Annotated in this window: 15 protein-coding genes; 9 read left to right on the plus strand and 6 right to left on the minus strand. The window is 45.4% G+C overall.

The annotated features are described in order from the left end of the window. Nucleotides 1–287: 287 nt before the first annotated feature. The 3 genes from csaB to trmB all read left to right on the plus strand — a co-directional run bounded on the left by csaB (nt 288) and on the right by trmB (nt 2,850). The gene (csaB, locus tag QUB11_RS00980) at nt 288–1,325 is read left to right on the plus strand and encodes a polysaccharide pyruvyl transferase CsaB (protein WP_333199144.1); all 1,038 of its coding nucleotides are present in this window, start codon (nt 288–290) and stop codon (nt 1,323–1,325) included. Nucleotides 1,326–1,347: 22 nt separating this feature from the next. Next, entirely contained in the window at nt 1,348–2,058 is a 711-nt protein-coding gene (locus QUB11_RS00985) for a Uma2 family endonuclease (protein ID WP_333199147.1), read from the plus strand. 159 nt (nt 2,059–2,217) lie between these two features. Continuing rightward, nucleotides 2,218–2,850, plus strand: a complete 633-nt coding sequence (gene trmB / locus QUB11_RS00990; protein WP_333199149.1) for a tRNA (guanosine(46)-N7)-methyltransferase TrmB — start codon at nt 2,218–2,220, stop codon at nt 2,848–2,850. A gap of 217 nt (nt 2,851–3,067) precedes the next feature. Here trmB and QUB11_RS00995 read toward each other — a convergent pair whose 3' ends face one another. Further along, nucleotides 3,068–4,582 carry a phospholipid carrier-dependent glycosyltransferase gene (locus tag QUB11_RS00995; protein ID WP_333199152.1) on the minus strand — a complete coding sequence of 505 codons (1,515 nt, stop codon included), beginning with the start codon at nt 4,580–4,582 and terminating at the stop codon, nt 3,068–3,070. Between the two features lie 308 nt (nt 4,583–4,890). Between QUB11_RS00995 and QUB11_RS01000 the strand changes: the two genes are divergently transcribed. Beyond that, nucleotides 4,891–8,451, plus strand: coding sequence for a CHAT domain-containing protein (locus tag QUB11_RS01000; RefSeq protein WP_333199154.1), 3,561 nt, complete (start codon nt 4,891–4,893; stop codon nt 8,449–8,451). A gap of 121 nt (nt 8,452–8,572) precedes the next feature. On the opposite strand, the gene QUB11_RS01005 is transcribed toward QUB11_RS01000, so the two are convergent. The 3 genes from QUB11_RS01005 to acsF all read right to left on the minus strand — a co-directional run bounded on the left by QUB11_RS01005 (nt 8,573) and on the right by acsF (nt 12,087). Further along, complete coding sequence (locus QUB11_RS01005) at nt 8,573–9,952, minus strand: site-specific DNA-methyltransferase (RefSeq protein WP_333199157.1); 1,380 nt, start codon at nt 9,950–9,952, stop codon at nt 8,573–8,575. A gap of 14 nt (nt 9,953–9,966) precedes the next feature. Further along, on the minus strand, nt 9,967–10,857 hold the full coding sequence (locus QUB11_RS01010) for a hypothetical protein (RefSeq protein WP_333256234.1): 891 nt from the start codon (nt 10,855–10,857) through the stop codon (nt 9,967–9,969). Nucleotides 10,858–11,010: 153 nt separating this feature from the next. Beyond that, on the minus strand, nt 11,011–12,087 hold the full coding sequence (gene acsF / locus QUB11_RS01015) for a magnesium-protoporphyrin IX monomethyl ester (oxidative) cyclase (RefSeq protein ID WP_333199376.1): 1,077 nt from the start codon (nt 12,085–12,087) through the stop codon (nt 11,011–11,013). Nucleotides 12,088–12,490: 403 nt separating this feature from the next. Here acsF and QUB11_RS01020 point away from each other — a divergent pair, with 403 nt between their 5' ends. Both QUB11_RS01020 and rpmF read left to right on the plus strand, forming a co-directional pair. Beyond that, the gene (locus QUB11_RS01020) at nt 12,491–12,967 is read left to right on the plus strand and encodes a TM2 domain-containing protein (RefSeq protein WP_333199162.1); all 477 of its coding nucleotides are present in this window, start codon (nt 12,491–12,493) and stop codon (nt 12,965–12,967) included. 176 nt (nt 12,968–13,143) lie between these two features. After that, nucleotides 13,144–13,317: a 50S ribosomal protein L32 gene (rpmF, locus tag QUB11_RS01025; protein WP_006632406.1), complete on the plus strand. Its 174-nt coding sequence runs from the start codon at nt 13,144–13,146 to the stop codon at nt 13,315–13,317. 42 nt (nt 13,318–13,359) lie between these two features. Here rpmF and queA read toward each other — a convergent pair whose 3' ends face one another. Further along, the gene (gene queA, locus QUB11_RS01030; RefSeq protein WP_333199165.1) at nt 13,360–14,499 is read right to left on the minus strand and encodes a tRNA preQ1(34) S-adenosylmethionine ribosyltransferase-isomerase QueA; all 1,140 of its coding nucleotides are present in this window, start codon (nt 14,497–14,499) and stop codon (nt 13,360–13,362) included. A gap of 157 nt (nt 14,500–14,656) precedes the next feature. Here queA and QUB11_RS01035 point away from each other — a divergent pair, with 157 nt between their 5' ends. Beyond that, on the plus strand, nt 14,657–15,046 hold the full coding sequence (locus QUB11_RS01035; RefSeq protein ID WP_333057186.1) for a hypothetical protein: 390 nt from the start codon (nt 14,657–14,659) through the stop codon (nt 15,044–15,046). 198 nt (nt 15,047–15,244) lie between these two features. Here the strand turns inward: QUB11_RS01035 and QUB11_RS01040 are convergent, their stop codons facing one another. Continuing rightward, entirely contained in the window at nt 15,245–15,874 is a 630-nt protein-coding gene (locus tag QUB11_RS01040; protein WP_333199168.1) for a YraN family protein, read from the minus strand. 14 nt (nt 15,875–15,888) lie between these two features. Here QUB11_RS01040 and QUB11_RS01045 point away from each other — a divergent pair, with 14 nt between their 5' ends. Then, nucleotides 15,889–16,404, plus strand: coding sequence for a pentapeptide repeat-containing protein (locus QUB11_RS01045; RefSeq protein ID WP_333199170.1), 516 nt, complete (start codon nt 15,889–15,891; stop codon nt 16,402–16,404). Nucleotides 16,405–16,702: 298 nt separating this feature from the next. Continuing rightward, nucleotides 16,703–17,707 carry a DMT family transporter gene (locus tag QUB11_RS01050; protein WP_333199172.1) on the plus strand — a complete coding sequence of 335 codons (1,005 nt, stop codon included), beginning with the start codon at nt 16,703–16,705 and terminating at the stop codon, nt 17,705–17,707. Nucleotides 17,708–17,713 lie beyond the last annotated feature (6 nt).

A 17,713-nucleotide genomic window follows, 5' to 3' on the forward strand; every position in this document is an offset into this window, starting at 1 on the left:
ACTCCACAGATGAATCTTGGAGCTTGAGCTTTGGTCTAAAATTTTAGGAGCATCCACGACTTAAGTCGGGGCTTGTACCTGTTTTTGGGCTGGTCATACAATTTTAGATTAGCGATTCGAGATTTTATTAGATTTGCGATTTGAGCTGACTGATGACGTAAAGCCTTGAAGCTTGCTGACAGTAGCATTTTTTTGGTAGTAAAATCAAATCTCAAATATCAAAAGAATCTAAAATCTAAAATCTAAAATAGTTAGATCCTCCATCACAAACAAAGAAAAGAGTAGAAATGCGAGCAATTTTGTGCGGCTATTACGGTAAAGGCAACGGCGGCGACGAGGCGCTGTTGGCATCGCTACTGCAAATGTTACCAGATGGCGTGACGCCGATCGTCCTGTCTGGCAATCCTGTCGAGACAAATCAGCGGTACGGGGTAGCTGCGCGCGATCGCATGAATGCGTTCCAAGTTCTCGAAGCACTCCGCACCTCCGACGCCCTAATCTGGGGCGGCGGTAGTTTAATCCAAGACGCTACTAGCATTGCGAGCCCTTTCTATTATGGGGGTTTGATGGGGTTAGCGCAGCGGATGGGCTTAAAAACTGTTGCCTGGGCCCAGGGAATTGGGCCTTTGAAGCGCGAAATGACTCGCAAGTTATCTCAGCGCTGTTTTGCTGGATGCACCGCCGTCAGCGTGCGGGATAAAGGTTCAGCTACTTTACTTGCGGATTGGCAAATTCCCTTTACTTTAGCGCCCGATCCTGTGTGGGCTTTGGAGAATTCTCCCGTGTCGGGTTTGTGGGATTTACCTGCGCCCAGAGTTGCTGTTTGTTTGCGTTCTCATTATACACTAACTCCCGCGCGTTTGTCAATCTTAACTCAAGCTTTAGTTGACTTTCAAAAAGCAACTCGCACCTTAATTTTGCTGCTGCCTTTTCAAGCGTCTCACGACTTAGAAATTGCCCAACATTTGCACGAAGCCCTGCCAAAAAGGAGCCGCATCCTCAGTTTAGACGATCCGAGAAAATTGAAAGGAGTATTCCGGGGAGTCGAAATGGCGATCGGGATGCGCTACCACAGTTTAATTATGGCAGCATCGGAAGAATGCCGCTGTTTTGCCCTCAGCTACGATCCGAAAGTCAGCCAGTTAATGGAAGAGCTAGAAATGCCGGGATACTTATTATCAGAATTGCCAGACGATCCTTATTTAATCAGCAAAACCTGGATCGAACACTATGCCAACGGCGACGCATTATCGCCAGAAAGGATAAAATTTATTGTAGGGCGATCGCTCTTTCACCGCGAAGTATTGCAAACTGCACTCCAGTAATCTCATTTAGAGGTGAAATACAATGACAATCAGTACAGCCGAATTAAAAATTACCTGGGAAAAATTGCCAGACGACTTCATTTTAGACGAGGAACCTGTGGAAAATATCGACCAACCCTTGCTAGCCGCCGCCTTGCGCGAAATCCTAGAAATCGCAGGGCTAATTTTAACAGGAATATTAGTTGCCCCAAACATGGGAATTTGCGCTACATTAAACGGCAAGCTAGTTATCAAAGCTCCAGATTGGTTTTATGCCCGCAACGTCCAGCCGCTTTCTAGTCCAGAAATTCGCCGCAGTTACACCCCCAACTTAGAAGGAGAAGTCCCGGCGATTGTGATGGAATTTTTGTCAGCTAGTCCCAACGATGAATATTCGATAAAACCAACTTATCCGCCGGGAAAATGGTTTTTTTACGAGCAAGTATTGCGAGTGCCAAGCTATGCACTTTTTGAACCAGCCGCCGGAGTTATCGAAGTCTATCAGTTGAATTCATCAGGAAGATATCAAGTACAGCAGCCGGATTCAAACAATCGTTATTGGATTGGAGGAGTGGGGTTATTTTTGGGTGTTTGGCAGGGAACCAAGGCCGAAAGAACCGGATATTGGTTGCGGTGGTGGGATGAGAGCGGAGAGATGTTATTGTGGGGAGCAGAAATGGTAGAAAGGGAACGGCAGCGGGCCGATCGACTAGCTGCACAATTAAGAGCAGCAGGCATGGAACCAGAGGCCTAGTGCAATAATGAGCAATTTAAAATTGTCCCTTTGCAATTTAAGATTGCTCATTAATTAAAAAGTATTGAACAACATCGCAAAAATCAATATTTATCTGCGTTAATCCACGTTAATCAGCCTTCCTCAGCGGTTAAAAAATACATTCAGGAGACAGCAAAATTGGCAAGAGTAAGAGTGCGGGAACACGTCAATCCCCTATCAATTAGATATCAAGCATCTGCAAGTCCCCCGGATTGGACTAAAATCTATGCCGACTTAAATTTACCGCTGCATTTAGATATTGGCTGCGGCAGAGGACGGTTTTTGTGGCACATGGCGCAAATCCAAACAGACTGGAATTTTTTAGGATTAGAAATTCGGGAACCTCTAGTAGAGGAGGCGAATCTTTGGCGGGACGAAAAAGGCTTGACAAATTTGCATTATTTGTTTTGCAATGCGAATAGTTCCCTGAAGCCCATTTTAGAAACTTTTCCCGCTGGCACTTTGCAGCAAGTTAGCATTCAATTTCCCGATCCGTGGTTCAAGAAAAAGCACCACAAACGGCGCGTGGTGCAGCAGGAATTAGTGAATGAATTGGCAACTTATCTCGCAGTTGGCGGTGAAGTTTTCATTCAATCTGATATTGAGGAAGTAGAAAGGGAAATGTGCGATCGCTTTTCATCTCACCCTAGTTTTAAACGTCAAAATGGGGGCGAATGGTTAGCCGAAAATCCCCTACCTGTGGCTACTGAAAGAGAAATTGCTACTCTGAAACGGGGTGAACCAGTTTATCGAGCACTCTATCAAAAATAATGCTTGCTTTCGCTAACTCACCTTTGTCATAAATGTTATAACTTACATCTTGTACCTTGGTTAGGAACAGGCAAGATGCCTGTTCCACAAAACTTAATTTTCTTGTGGAACGGGCATCTTGCACCTTTGTTAGGAACAGGCAAGATGCCTGTTCCACAAAACTTAATTTTCTTGTGGAACGGGCATCTTGCCCGTTCACAAAGGAATTATTTCTAACTTAAACCCAAGATGGCAGCCACATCCTAATTTTCCATTCCATTTGCGACAAAGGCAGTCCCAAATAGATAGGCATCCAGAAAATAAAAGCACCCAAAACCAGAAAAATAATTGTTACCCCCATTCCTCGGAGTCGAGTTTGAGGGCTGTGCAGCCACCTGTCAACCCACCAAGCAAGTGCTAAAGCTGCAAACACAGAACAGCCCATATAATGGTACAAAAATATGCAGCGAGTCACCTTCACCCAAGGCAGCAAATTAGCGGCCCAATTAACTATTAAATATAACCCCAGCCACATTTCAGCAGTCGGCGGAAACAAAATCGGCCGCTGCTGTTCTATCGTGTCAACAGAAGCCTCGCTGCGCGTTTGCAGCCACACCAAAATCCGGTGAACTAAAACTCCTATTACTAGCAGTAAAGCTAAGGTTGACAGCCACCAAAGAAAGGGATTTCCCATTGCGTGAACGTCAAAAATTGCCTGAGTTGCACCTTCAGGTAAAGGTGGCAAAACCGGATCTGGTTGGGCATTGCTGCTAGCAGTTTTGTAGAAGTAAACTATGGGGCGCAGCATCAAAGGCCAACTGTACCACGTGGAACAGTAAGGATGTACATCAGGCCCGCTTTTAATCCGCTGGTGATAAGTCAAAATTTCCGTTTGCATCTGCCAGAAATTGGGAGTTGGATTAAAGTGCAGGTGAGGAATCCAAGAGATGCTATAAACTAAAATAGGAATAATAGCTAGACTTAAGCAGAGTTCTATAAAATTGAGTTTAGTCAGTTTTTGTACGGGACTTTCGGCAGGAATTAGAGGTGAATCTACCTCGCGGCTTTGTTCTTCATTTCCTCTGTTACCCTGGATAAAACGAACTGTCCAAGCACAGATTAAAATTAGATAAGTACCGAAAAGAAACCATAATCCGTTCCATTTGATAGCCGCAGATGCGCCGAAACCTATTCCGGCAATAACCAGCCAAAGCCAGCGCTTTTTGCCTTCTGCTTCTACGGATTTTAAAATAAATAACTGACCTAAAATTCCAAACAAAACTAGATAAATGTTGTTCAGCGCGTAGCGAGACTCAACTAAAAACAAACCGTCGCAGGCAATCAATAAAGCAGCAAGAAAAGCAAAGGTGCGGCGGGGAACTAGCTGATAAGCTAGTGCTCCCACAACTAGGGGAATAAAGGAACCTGTGAGAGCATTCAGCCAGCGGTAATCCCAAGGGGAAAGCAGGGAGCCAGCCATACTGTTGACGGCTGTTTTGCCGAAGGGAAGGTGAGTGCCGATCGCAATTCCGATCGCAATTATGTACTGGCTTAGAGGCGGGTGAGCGTTGAAAAACGGAGTTTTGGTGAGATAATCGTTGGCAAATTTAGCGTAATAAACCTCGTCAAATACTAAAGTGTTAAATCGCTCTAGTTCCCAAAAGCGTAGACTTAAGGAAAAGAGGAAGACACCGAGCATTGCTAGGGAAAAAATAACATTCGATTGGTTTAATTGTTTTTTCTTGATTTTCATAAAACAGCAGCCAATAATAGATACTAAATTTGAGGGCGATCGCTAATTAAAAATTCTTCACTTGAGAGTAACGTAAAATAGGACTTGTGCAGAAACCGAATTTTTCATGAGGAACCGGGTTTTTGGGAAACACCCGGTTTCTTAAACCCGGCTTCTAATAATCCTTGGAGAGTGCAGCGAGAACCAGGAGGGACTATTGTTTCACCAAATGCTCCCGATCTAATTGGCAAGCAGGAAGGAAAAGGGTGCATCACAAGGTGCGATAGATTATGATAGCAGCTAATTAGGTCTTTTTTGAGCGAGTGCTTATGAATCCCATACTTTCGATTTGGGGGCGTTGGGGGTTAGCTGTAGGTGCGACTATCCTGATGGGATCTGCCGCCGCGCCAAATCCCCAGACATTTGAAAGTTTTGCTGATTTCTGTACCAACAAAGAGAATTTGACCCCTGAAACCAGACATACGGTGGAGGTGTTGCTATCAAAAGCAAAAACACAAGAGTGCGATCGCGCTCAAACAGCACTGACTAATCTCACAGAACTTTCCCTGATTCGCAATCAAATAGTCGATATCAAACCATTATCAAAATTCACCAATCTGAGAGAGCTCAACCTCAGTACAAATCAAATAACAGATGTGCAACCCTTATCGGGACTGACTAATCTGAGATCTCTCGTCCTCACTTCAAATCAAATCTCAGACGTGAAACCATTATCGGGACTGACTAATCTCACACTACTTTACCTAGCTGACAATCAAATAGTCGATATCAAACCATTATCAAAATTCACCAATCTGAGAATGCTCAACCTCAGTGTAAATCAAATAACAGATGTGCAACCCTTATCGGGACTGACTAATCTGAGATCCCTCGTCCTCAAATTCAATCAAATCTCAGACGTGAAACCATTATCGGGACTGACTAATCTGACAGAGCTTTTCCTCGAAGCTAATCAAATCGTAGATGTAAAACCTTTAGCGGGATTGACTAATCTAACAGGGCTGTCCCTCGCATCTAATCAAATTGTAGATGTGACACCTTTATCGACAATGACGGAGTTGAATTTTCTTTATTTGAGTGGCAATAAAATTGCAGATGTGAAACCATTATCGGGATTTGCCAATCTGATACTGCTTTTCCTCGAATCCAATCAAATCGCAGATATCAAACCTTTAGCGGGATTGACAAATCTGACCGCCCTACACCTCAGTAGAAATCAAATCGCAGATATCAAACCTTTAGCGGGATTGGTATATCTGACCACCCTCGATGTCAGTAGGAATCAAATCCCGGATGGAGAAGCCGATCGATTAATTGAGAAAAACAAACAACGATTAAATCAAAAAACAGATGAAGCCGAGCGATTGCTTCAGGAAGCTAAGCGACTATTGGCTCAGGAAACAGCAGCATCTTACCAGGAGGCATTGCAAAAGTTTGATGCAGCGCGTTCGCTTTATCAAATGCTTAGAAATCGGGGCAAGGAAGCTGAGACGCTGAATATAATGGGCTTGATTAGTAATAGATTAGGAGAAAGACAGCAAGCCCTGAACTACTACAAGCAAGCCCTTTCTGGGTCTCAGACTGTAGGCGATCGCCAGATGCAAGCCCTCATCCTCAACAATATCGGCGCCTTCTACTATGCTTTGGGAGAGAAACAGCAAGCCATCGACTACTATAACCAAGTCCTTTCCTTAATTCGGGAAATGGGCGATCGCCCTGAAGCAAGTATCAACCTCAGCAACATCTCGAACCTACCCGCAAACAGCGACAAATCTTTGGTCAATCGCACTGCGGAAGCCACCACACTCAACAACATCGGCTTAGCCTACAACGATTTGGGAGAAAAACAGAAAGCAAAAGAGTATCTTAACCAAGCCCTTCCCTTATTCCGGGCTATGGGCGATCGGACTAAGGAAGCCACTATCCTCAACAATATTGGCATAGTCTACTATGATTTGGGAGAAAAACAAACAGCCCTCGACTACTACAAACAAGCCCTCGATTTGAGACAAAAAGCGGGCGATAGGCGTGGAGAAGCCAACAGCCTCAACAATGTAGGTAATACTTACTCAGAATTGGGAAAACTGGAGAAAGCAGAAGAATATTTCAACCAAGCCCTGCCGCTGTTTCGCACTGTGGGCGATCGTCCTGGGGAAGCCCTCACCCTCTACAATAGGGCTATTCTCAAAGGCGATCGAGGCAATTTAATCGCAGCCCTCACTGACATTGAAAGCTCCATCAAAATCATCGAAAACCTCCGCACCAAAATTACCAACCACGAACTCCGTATCTCATACTTTGCCACGGTACAACACTATTACCAGTTATACATTGATCTGTTAATGGAACTGCACAAAACCAATCCCAACTCTGGTTACGATCGCAAAGCCTTAGAAGCCAGCGAAAGTTCCCGTGCCCGCAGCCTCCTAGAACTTCTTCAAGAAGCAAACGCCGATATTCGCCAAGGTGTAGCCCCGGAATTATTGCAGCAAGAACGCAATTTACAACAGCAACTCGATGCCTTAGAAACACGCCGAATCGAAACTCTAAGCCGCCCCAATCATACCCCCGCAGAGAAAGTAGAATTAGACCAAAAACGGCAAACTTTACTAGGACAATATCAGGACATTCAAGCCCAAATCCGCTCCACCAGTCCCCGGTACGCCACTCTCACCCAACCGCAACCTTTAACGCTGGCACAGATTCAACAACAAATCCTCGATGACAATACCATTTTACTCCAGTATTCTTTAGGGAAACATCGTAGCTATCTCTGGGCTGTGACTAAAACCAGTATCACCAGTTATGAATTGCCCAAACAGGTTGACATCGAAAAAGTCGCCCGCAATTTCCGCAATGCTGTGACTAACCCGCGCTACCGAAACATTCCCGATCGAGTTGCTGAAGCTAACAACACGCTTAGTCAAATTATTTTACAACCTGTAGCAGCACAACTCGGTCAAAAACGCCTCCTGATAGTTGGCGATGGCATTCTCAATTACCTCCCCTTTGCCGCCCTCTCGCTCCCCGAAACACCCGGTAAAAATCGGAATTCGCCTTTAATTGTAGACCATGAAATTGTGCTGCTGCCTTCCGCTTCCACCTTGGGAATCTTAAGACAAAACTACAATGACAGACAACCCCCAACTCGGACTTTAGCAATGCTCGCCGATCCAGTTTTTAGCGGTGACGATGAACGAGTCAGAACCCAGTCTAATAGCGGCAATCCCCAAGCAATAGAATCAGTAAATCTCGGTTTAAGCCGCTCTAGCCGCGCCAATAACATACAGTTGAGCCGTTTAAAATTTACACGCCAAGAAGCTCAAATCATTCAAGCATTAGTACCAGCCAATTCTCGCACCGCATCTTTGGATTTTGCAGCCAGCCGCGCCGCAGCAACCAGTCAGAACTTAAGCCAATATAAAATCATTCATTTTGCAACTCATGGTTTAGCGAATAGCACTAACCCGGAACTATCGGGAATCATCTTGTCACTGGTAGATGAAAAGGGCAATCCCTTAAACGGATTCCTGAGACTTACTGATATTTTCAATCTCAAATTAGCAGCCGATTTAGTAGTGTTAAGTGCCTGTCAAACCGGAATGGGGCAGATCGTTCAAGGCGAGGGGATGGTAGGATTAACGCGGGGATTTATGTATGCAGGGGCTCAGCGAGTTGTGGTGAGTTTGTGGAATGTGGATGATGAAGGAACGGCTACGTTAATGTCGAGTTTCTATCAGGGAATGCTGCAAAAAGGGTTAACGCCAGCGGCGGCTTTAAGGGCGGCACAACTGGAAATGTTGAAGCAGGAAGAGTGGCGTTCTCCTTATTATTGGGCGGCTTTTACTCTTCAGGGGGAATGGCGATAAATTTTAGGGAAAACAGTTATGATATCAAGTTTAATTAATTGCTGATAAATCTTATATGGTAATTGTCTAGCAAATTTTTGCGATGTGGCAGAATGCTTTTTGTGATTTTTTTTGTACGCTGCTACTGCCATTCTATCCATTGCCTCACAATATTTTTTAGTTCCCCAGCAAACGAATCAGTTGCATAAAGATCAAAGTTATTAATCATCTCGCTTTTTTCTAAGGGAGACTCAGCTTGAAATATAGATTCATCTAAGTTAAAAAGCGATAATTGGCGAGACTCGTCATCCGATGGATTCTGGTGTAGGGATGTTTGCTGGCTGACAAAATCGCCCATCCGTTCGCAACCCTTAGCAAAACGGCGCAAAGTAGTTGCGATCGCCTCAGAACTATTATCAATTCCTATCCATCTCCTCCCAAACTCCGAAGCAACACTCAAAGTCGTACCCGAACCGGCAAAGCAATCGAACACTAAATCATCAGGATTTGATGAAGCTCGAATAATTCTACTAACTAGATCACGGTTTTTCTCAGTTGGATAACCTGTAATTTTAATATTCTGATTGTGAGCATCGCGAAACTCTAGCCAAATATCTTGTACGGGAATCCCGCTACTGCTATCCAAATATATCTTGCGACGGGGATTTCCTGTTGCAGACCAATATATTTCCCCTCTAGCATCCATTTCATCTAGTGTTTGAGGTGGAAATTGCCAATGCTTTCCTGGTGGCGGATTCATCCCTCGCCAAGACTTTCCAGTTTCGCCATTTCGCACTCCAGGCGCATGAATCGGAACCTTTTTATATCGCCGTCCAGTTTCCTTTTCAATGTATTCATATTCTTTGTTGGCGCGCTTATCTGTCCATTCTTCAACAGGACGATTCCAGACATAAGTATCTGATTTACTATAAAACAGGATAAAATCTGAAACATTGCCGTAAGTCTTTTTTGTGTAGTTCTTTGGATTACATTTTTTGCGAGTAATCCAATTTCTAAAATTGCGTTGACCAAAAATTTCATCCATAATCACCTTGATATAAAATGCCATTTTATCATCAAGATGGACATAGATTGAGCCGTCATCAGCTAATAAGTCTCTCAATAGTATCAACCTCTGACGAATAAATTCAATATAGCTGTTCCCTCCTAATAAGTCAGAATAAGCCTCAGTCTGAGAACGCGATTGAAACACACTTTTAGTTGCAAAAGGCGGATCTATATAAATTAATCTTACTTTACCTTTTACGGAACTATCTTTAAGTAAAGATGCTAAGATTGGTAAATTATCACCATAGTAAAGACGGTTTTCATTTGCCAGACTTAGCTGGTCATTGCTAGACCACAGTTTTACACATTCAGCTTGATGAGTGTCTAAAACTTCACTTGCCGGCACTTTTCCTGGATATGAAAAGCACGCATCCAAGGTATTGTTTAATTGGCTTTCACTAAAATTAGATGCAGCTTGACCCTGCGATTGTTTTTTTGAAATACCAGTAGCCATTGTCACTCCTATTTTCAAGAACGCAGCCATTCCACTGTAATCCGATGGGGAACCATACGCAGTGTCAATACTATAATCTTATCTGGCCAGCTATTTTCAATATTGGCGTAGTCGTCCCACATCGAGCCGAGTAAGAGACCGGGCCCATCATTCAGAAAAATTACTTTAGTTCTTAAGTTATGATTTTGTGTATAACTGAGGATTTCATCAGCGCAACTACGATAACCACCTGTTCGATCGTCTTCTTGTGCACCGCCTCTATCAGAATCATATCTTGCCAATCCTATTGCGAGCAAGTCATTTTCATTAATATCGTAAATCACAAAATCAACAGGACGTTTCGGGTTGGGATAGTTGACGAAGACATTTCCCATCAGGATATCTTTTCCAGCTCGCTCTGGCCCTCTGATTGCCAAGTAGGGAAAGTGTAAGCGGAATAAGGAGAAAAATCTTTCAGTTAGGTCGTATCCTTTTTTTCCGCGACTTTTGTATTCCCACAATAGAGCCGACATTGCCTCATCGGGAATTGGACGAGTCATATAAGCAGCTTGAACTTCTTGAACAGACCTAAAACGTGCTCCGAACTGATTGCAAATTTCCGTTGCCTTTTTTTTCCTTCTGAGCATTTCCACGGGAAGCTCAGGGCTGACATACTTGCGAAACACGCTAAAAAGTTGAACTCGCATCCATGTGCTGGGAACCTCTGAAATCTGTATAAATAGACGCACTGATGATTCAGAAGTCCTGAGTAATTGCCCAAACATTACTAAAACTGGTTCGTAAAGTTGGCAAGCCTCCTGCAATATATCGGGATAGTATTCTCCGGCAGTCAAGGTGATCCAGTTGTGTCCATCTGCTTTGTAGTCTGCAAAAGAGTTGCGTCTTCCCGAACTCATATCACTCATTCCTCATCTCACAATTAACTCCTTCATAAAGTTCCTTAATTGAATTTGAAACCCGATCGCACGCCGCCAATGAAAACTAATCTAACATCATACCAAAAAAAAGCGGTTCTGCTTGTCGCAGAACCGCCGTCACAGAGGATGAAAAATCAAAACTTAACGCACAACGCCCTGTACTGAAGGTGATTCAATTGTTTTCATGAAGTACAGCTTCACTAATTGCCAGCCGTTCGACAGATACAAAGGCAATTTTTGGAAGAACTGCAAGAATTTCGGAGTATTAGAAGCAACAATTGCTGTCAACTGCTGATTGTTCTTGAGGCAAATATCCAGCCGTTCATAAAATTCTGGATTGTTCACGTCCAGCATCACGGGGAATACGCGGCCTGCTGTTTCGTTGGTCTTTTTAATCACTTCAATGTCGTATTCGCGAGCATCAAGTCCGAGCGATCGATAAAAACCGGCGCGCTGGATATCATTGAGATACATTGTCGCGAACACTGACAGCAAGAAGAAACGGCACCAAAGCTTAGCGCGCCAATCATTCAACATCTGAGGCTGAGCTCTCATCACCGCATCAAAGAAATCTCCGTGGCGGTTTTCATCCTGGCACCAATTTTCAAAGAATCGGAAAATCGGATAAATCTGGTCTTCAGGATGGGCTTTTAAGTGCTGATAAATCGTGATATAGCGCCAATAACCGATCTTTTCCGACAAGTAAGTCGCGTAGAAAATAAACTTCGGCTTAAAGAATGTGTAACTGCGGCTCTTTGTCAAGAAACCCAAATCCAGGGACAAATTAAAGTCCGAGAGAGCTTTGTTGAGGAATCCGGCGTGCCGCGCTTCGTCCCGCGACATCAGCAAGAAACCTTCGGCCAGCACTGGATTTTTGTCCTTGAGCTTGCGTGCCAATTCTTTGTAGAGCAAGAAGCCAGAAAACTCAGCGGTGCAAGAGCGTTCCAGGAATTCAATGAACAACTGGCGCTTTTCGCCGTCGATGTGTTCCCAAGATTGATCGAACTCGGCATCACGCACGAAGTGGTTGCGGTTGTAGTCAACGCGGAACTCTTGGATAATTGCTTCTAGTTCGGCTTCATTTACCGAGATGTCCATTTTGGCCATCTCGTCAAAGTCGGTTGTGTAAAATCTCGGCGTGAGAATAGTTTCTTTGGCTGGGGCTTTCACTCCCGGCCGCAGTTCTTCAAAAGTGGGTTTTTTGAGGGAATCTACCATATTTTTATTGGATTTCTGCTTATAACTACTCGCTTGTTTCCATTGTCGGGTACTGCGGACGATCGCGATCGTGTATGTCCGGCCAGCGCTGGCGGCGCGCTTGGTTTGGCGCTCCGTGTGGAATCTAAGTCTAAGCTGCTGTAATTTCCACGCCCTCCAGTTTACCAAGCTCTCGCCCGCGCAAATATGTTGCTGGCGTTAAGAATTGCTACGCAAAATTACTCACTGGGCATGGGGCATGGGGCATGGGGCATGGGGCATGGGGAATTGGTAGTAAATAAACAATAACTTCGGACTATGCACAAATATCTGCTGGTGTCAAACTGTTCAAAGACCAGATAGAAAGTACAAAATGTATACAGGGACTCCAATTCTTAGAATAATCAGGCAGGACGGTCAGAAAATGAGCAATTTAGGTGTTAGTTACCTTTTATGGGCAGCTTGTTTTTTCGGCCCCTTCGGACTCCACCGCCTCTACAACGGCAAGATTGGTAGTGGTTTGCTGTGGCTGTTTACCTTTGGTTTGTTTGGGTTTGGGCAATTGTTTGACTTGCTGCTGCTGCCGAACATGGTGGATGAACACAACGCCAGTCTCAGGGGCAAACTCGGCGTATCTCGCGAAGGTATACCGCTATATCCCAGCAACGGGGCGATCGCCGCGACATATCCCAAGCAAACTCCAGACCAGTTAGGGGTTAAACTCCTGAAGGCAGCTTATACCAAGAACGGAAGATTATCTGTCACCCAAGGGGTGATGGCAACCGGCGCTACTTTTGCCGAAGTGGAAGAGGCTTTCACGGCACTGCTCAAAACGGATTATGTGAGTATCGAGAACGATGCGGTAACTGGCGTCGTGATCTACCACTTTCACGAACTTTAGCTGCTGCGGGTGCGTGATCTAGGGGATTTTGTCTATTTTTCCAGAAGCTAATCGCTGACGCACCCTACTACTTGATATTGGTTGGTGAGCAGTTATTGCCGTTTTTTGAGTAAGCATTGCCGACAAAATCGGCTAGAATGTTTGTTTGTCTATATAAGCAGAAAGTATTTAGCGTCATGGCAGTCCCTAAGAAGAAAACCTCCAAATCCAAGAAGAATATGCGTAAGGCCACATGGAAGCGCAAAGCTGTAGTGGCAGCTCAGAAAGCTCTGTCTCTGGGCAAATCTGTTCTGACTGGACGTTCCAACAGCTTCGTGTATCCTGGCAATGAAGAAGAGGAGGAAGAATAGAAACGGAATACCGGGCATGGGGCGAACCCGATGCCCGATCGATCAATCCTTTTTTGCTGTGGGTAAAATCAGCATGGCATCGCCAAAGGAATAAAAGCGGTACTGATGCTCGATCGCTTCTCGGTACAAATCCAACAGCCGAGGCCTTCCAATCATCGCACTCACCATCATCATCAAAGTAGAGCGGGGCAAGTGAAAATTGGTAATCATCCCCTCTACAACCCGCCACTTGTAACCAGGGTAGATAAACAAATCGGTCGGGCCACAAAAAGGTTGCAAGGAAAAATCGCCACTCGCGGCGGCGGCTCCCTCTAAAGCTCGGACTGCTGTGGTACCCACGGCAATGATCCGCCCGCCTCTGGCTTTAGTTTCCCGGATTTTCTCAACGGTGGCGGCGGGTACTTCCACCCATTCGCCGTGCATTTTGTGAGCCGTCACGTCTGCCACCTCCACCGGGCGAAACGTCCCTACTCCGACGTGTAAGGTGACAAAAGTTTTTTCGATTCCCCGCTGTTCCAAGCGGCTGAACAATTCTTCGGTGAAGTGCAGGCCTGCTGTGGGGGCAGCCACCGCCCCAAGCCGATCGGCATAAACAGTCTGGTACTGTTCCGCTGAAGCTTGGGAATGGTCGATGTAGGGCGGCAAGGGTACGTGGCCGTATTCGTCCAAAAACTTCACCAGATTCTCATCTGTGGGGATGTCAAACTCCAACAGCCGTCCTCCTGTTGCGTCGTCCCTCTCTATAACTGTTGCAGTCAATCGACGACGATCGGGGATCGTGGCATCGGTTCGGCAACAGCAAGGAGCTGTGGTAGAGTTCTCATCGGCAGGGGCGATGGGATCAAACTCAATTTGCGATCCCAACTTTAAGCGTTTCCCCGGTTTAACCAAAGCCAGCCAACAGTTGTGCTGCCGTTCTTCCATCAACAATATCTCCACAGCCGGGCCGTTGGGTTTGTGCCCGTAGAGCCTCGCGGGTAGCACGCGGGTGTTGTTGAGTACCAGCAAGTCGCCTGGTTCCAGCAAATCTGGCAAATCCCGGAAAATCCGGTGTTGCTGGGTGCTGGGAGAATCTACAGCCAGCAAGCGAGAACTGTCCCTCGGCACTACGGGATTTTGGGCAATGCGCGAGGGCGGAAGTTCGTAGTCATAGCCGTCCAAAGACCAGTCCATCTCTGTCATCGAGTGAATTCCTGTGCGATCGATCTGTCAACTGGGTAACAAATTGGGTAAAAACCCCCATTCAAAGTCGGGTGCTTTTCCCCTTGTGGTGGCGGGTAGAGTCCGCGACGATAGAGGTATAGCATCAGCTTTGCTCATAAGGCTCATAAGGATCGTTATGGAATACCTCTACTACATCGCCAATACTAGCCTTACTCTGAGAGTCGTGGATTACCTACGCACGGCTCATCATCTTCCCTTGCAATTTATCACTGTTATTCACCAAATTGACGGCTGGGTGGTAAAGGTGAAAATGAGCCAATACTTAACTCCCGAAATGCACGGGGATTTTCGGGCTTTTATGAACGAACTCGGGATTCCTTACGATCCTGAAATTCGCTTGCAAATGGCGCTTTGGAGTTTGGAAACCGGACAATCGCCACTGAGCGTGATGCGCCGCTACCAGGTGGCAGTGGTTTGTCACGGCTGCCCTGACCGCAAAGAAATTGAAGCGTTTCGCCAGCAGTTTGTCAAGGGTCTGGGATATTGCCCGGAAACTCTGGCCTAGATTGCTACGCATATACATTAACTGTGATGACAGAACAGGAGAGGGAGAGAAGGGGAAAGCGGGAGAAGATTTAACGCTTTTTTCAGCTCCGTTAAAGCTCAAGACAGAAATGCGCCACAGCCTAGGCAAGTTAACAATTAAAAATGACCTAGGGGCATTGGTTTGAGATTTTACCCTCTAAATTTTAATTATATATTTTTAAATGCTAAAAGCCGAGCGAATGTATTCTTGCAGGGTGAGTCGGTAGTTACCTGCAACGGCGGATTGAGAATGCGCTGCAGTTAATGGTGGTAATATTTGCTTAGTGTTTTGTTGTAAAGGTTCGCACCTGACTAAAGCGACATCAAAGCGACAATAATTATTGGCTAAATCTGCATGAGTGCTTAAAAATATTTCGGCTGTTTGCCAAAGTTTGGCTTGTTTTGTGGTATTAATAGCCAACATTCCACCCGCATCCCAATTTCCCCGGCGGCGAGTTTTCACCTCTACAAATGCTAATGTTTGGGAATGGGGAATGGGGAATGGGGAATGGGGAATGGGGAATGGGGAATTTTCGTTACCTCTGTTGATTTCGCTTTCTTCATCTCTTCCGAGTGCGATGATGTCAATCTCTCCCCAGCGACAGTGCCACTGGCGGTGCAAAATTTCCCAGCCTTGCTGCTGCAACCACTCGGCGACTAAGTTTTCTCCCAATGTGCCGATATCCCTAGAGTTTGGGGATTGGGGGGAATTGGAGTCAGCGGTGGCGAGCGGGCGATTCCCTACGGGATAGCTACGCTTGACGCGCTTTCTGGTAGAATTCAATTCTGAACTGTCACGACTGCCCATTAGCTTGAACTTGTATGATGATTTCTCGAATTCGCCAACATATTTATACTTTCTTGCTGAGTTTTGTTATTTTAGCAGTAATTGCCGCTGGGGCGATCGGCATTAATCCCGCACCTGCTTTCGCTTTGGATCACGACAAAGAAATCCTAGTCGGCGCTGATTTTAGTGGACAAGTTCTGACTGACGACAGTTTTAATAAAGCTAATCTTCGCAACAGCAATTTTACTAATGCAGATTTGCGGGGTGTCAGCTTTTTTGCTGCCAATATGGAAGAGGCAAATTTTGAAGGCGCTAATTTCACGGGTGCTACTTTAGATTTAGCTCGCATGATGAAAGCAAATTTAACTAATGCTATCCTTGAGGGTGCTTTCGCTTATAATACCAGACTCGAAGGAGCGGTCATTGACGGTGCTGATTTTACAGAGACACTGCTGCGAGACGATATGATAGAAAAACTTTGTAAAGTGGCAAAAGGTACTAATCCGGTGACGGGTAGAGATACTCGCGAAACTCTTTTTTGCGATTATTAAAAGGCTAATTAAACAAAACTTACCCCGCGGGCGGGGTAAGTTTCATGTAAACTCTGTGGCAGTAGGGCGATCGGGCTTGAGCCACTGCCCGGTACATGACTGCAATATCAGCGGAACCCCCAGGAAATCGAAGATTTTATGCTGTAAACGAGTCGGCGTCGTCAGGTCGAAACTAACTGCAACACCCGCTAGTTTAGGCTGAATTCGACTTTAAAATATTGATATTTCTTACTCTAGTCAACCTCTTTACGGTTAACTAACTGAATTTAGTTACATTGCTAATCGATTAGGCTACTCAATGACTACAGAATTAAATATTGGTTCTCAAAGATCGCCAAACACTCTCCATGCTTGGGGTATAGCAGTGTTGATCCTTGTCACCCTAATCTGGGGTACAAGCTATCCGGTTATCAAGGGAGCTCTCAGCAGTCTTTCTCCTTCTGCAATATTTGCAACCCGCTACGTAATAGCAGCGTTGCCGTTTACCCCCTATTTGCGCTTCCTGAATTTTTCCCTGCTACGGGATGGAGTCTTCTTATCACTCATACTGTTTCCTGCATCAGTCCTCCAAACCCTTGCCCTTGAGACGACTTCTGCCGATCGTGCTGCATTCATTGCCAGTTTCAACGTCATCCTAGTTCCTCTGCTAGGGCAACTGCTAGGTAGGCAGGTGTTCCCAAAAACTTTCCTCGCCGCAGGAATTGCCATCTTTGGCATTGGAGTGATGTGTTGGGAGAGTGAACAGCTAGTGCTCGGCGATCTGTTGATCTTGGGCAACGCCTTCCTCTACTCGATCTACACTCTTAAGCTTGAGTCCACCACGTTGCGGCACCCCATTTTGCCACTCGCTGCGATCCAGCTTTGGGTGATAACAATATTTTCTGTAATCTGGGCCGCTCCCGATCTGCTTACACAACAGGAAGCAATTGGCGCGAATCTTGGTATTCTTTTATATATTGGCTTATTTGATACTGCTGCTACGATTGTGCTTCAAGTATTGGCCCAACGATGGGTTAACGCTTACCAGACGGCGCTAATTTATACGCTAGATCCGATTTTCGCAGCGATTTTCTCGTTTCTACTACTAGGAGAGAAACTTGGAATACGCGGTGTGATTGGCGCAGCTCTTGTAGTGGTGGCAATGGTTTTTGGTCAAAGCAAATCTCAGGACACTGATCACAATGGCGAAATCCAGGTTAACGAGTCGATTGTCGCAGCGCTGTCAGATTCGGATACTGAGCCCATTAACGCTCCCGTGTCGCTTCCGAGCCCTAACCTCGTGGAATTAGAATTAGATTTGTAATTTGTA

Origin of the sequence: Microcoleus sp. B6-A1 (genome assembly GCF_036705085.1) — a bacterium.
In the GTDB taxonomy this organism is placed as follows: domain Bacteria; phylum Cyanobacteriota; class Cyanobacteriia; order Cyanobacteriales; family Microcoleaceae; genus Microcoleus.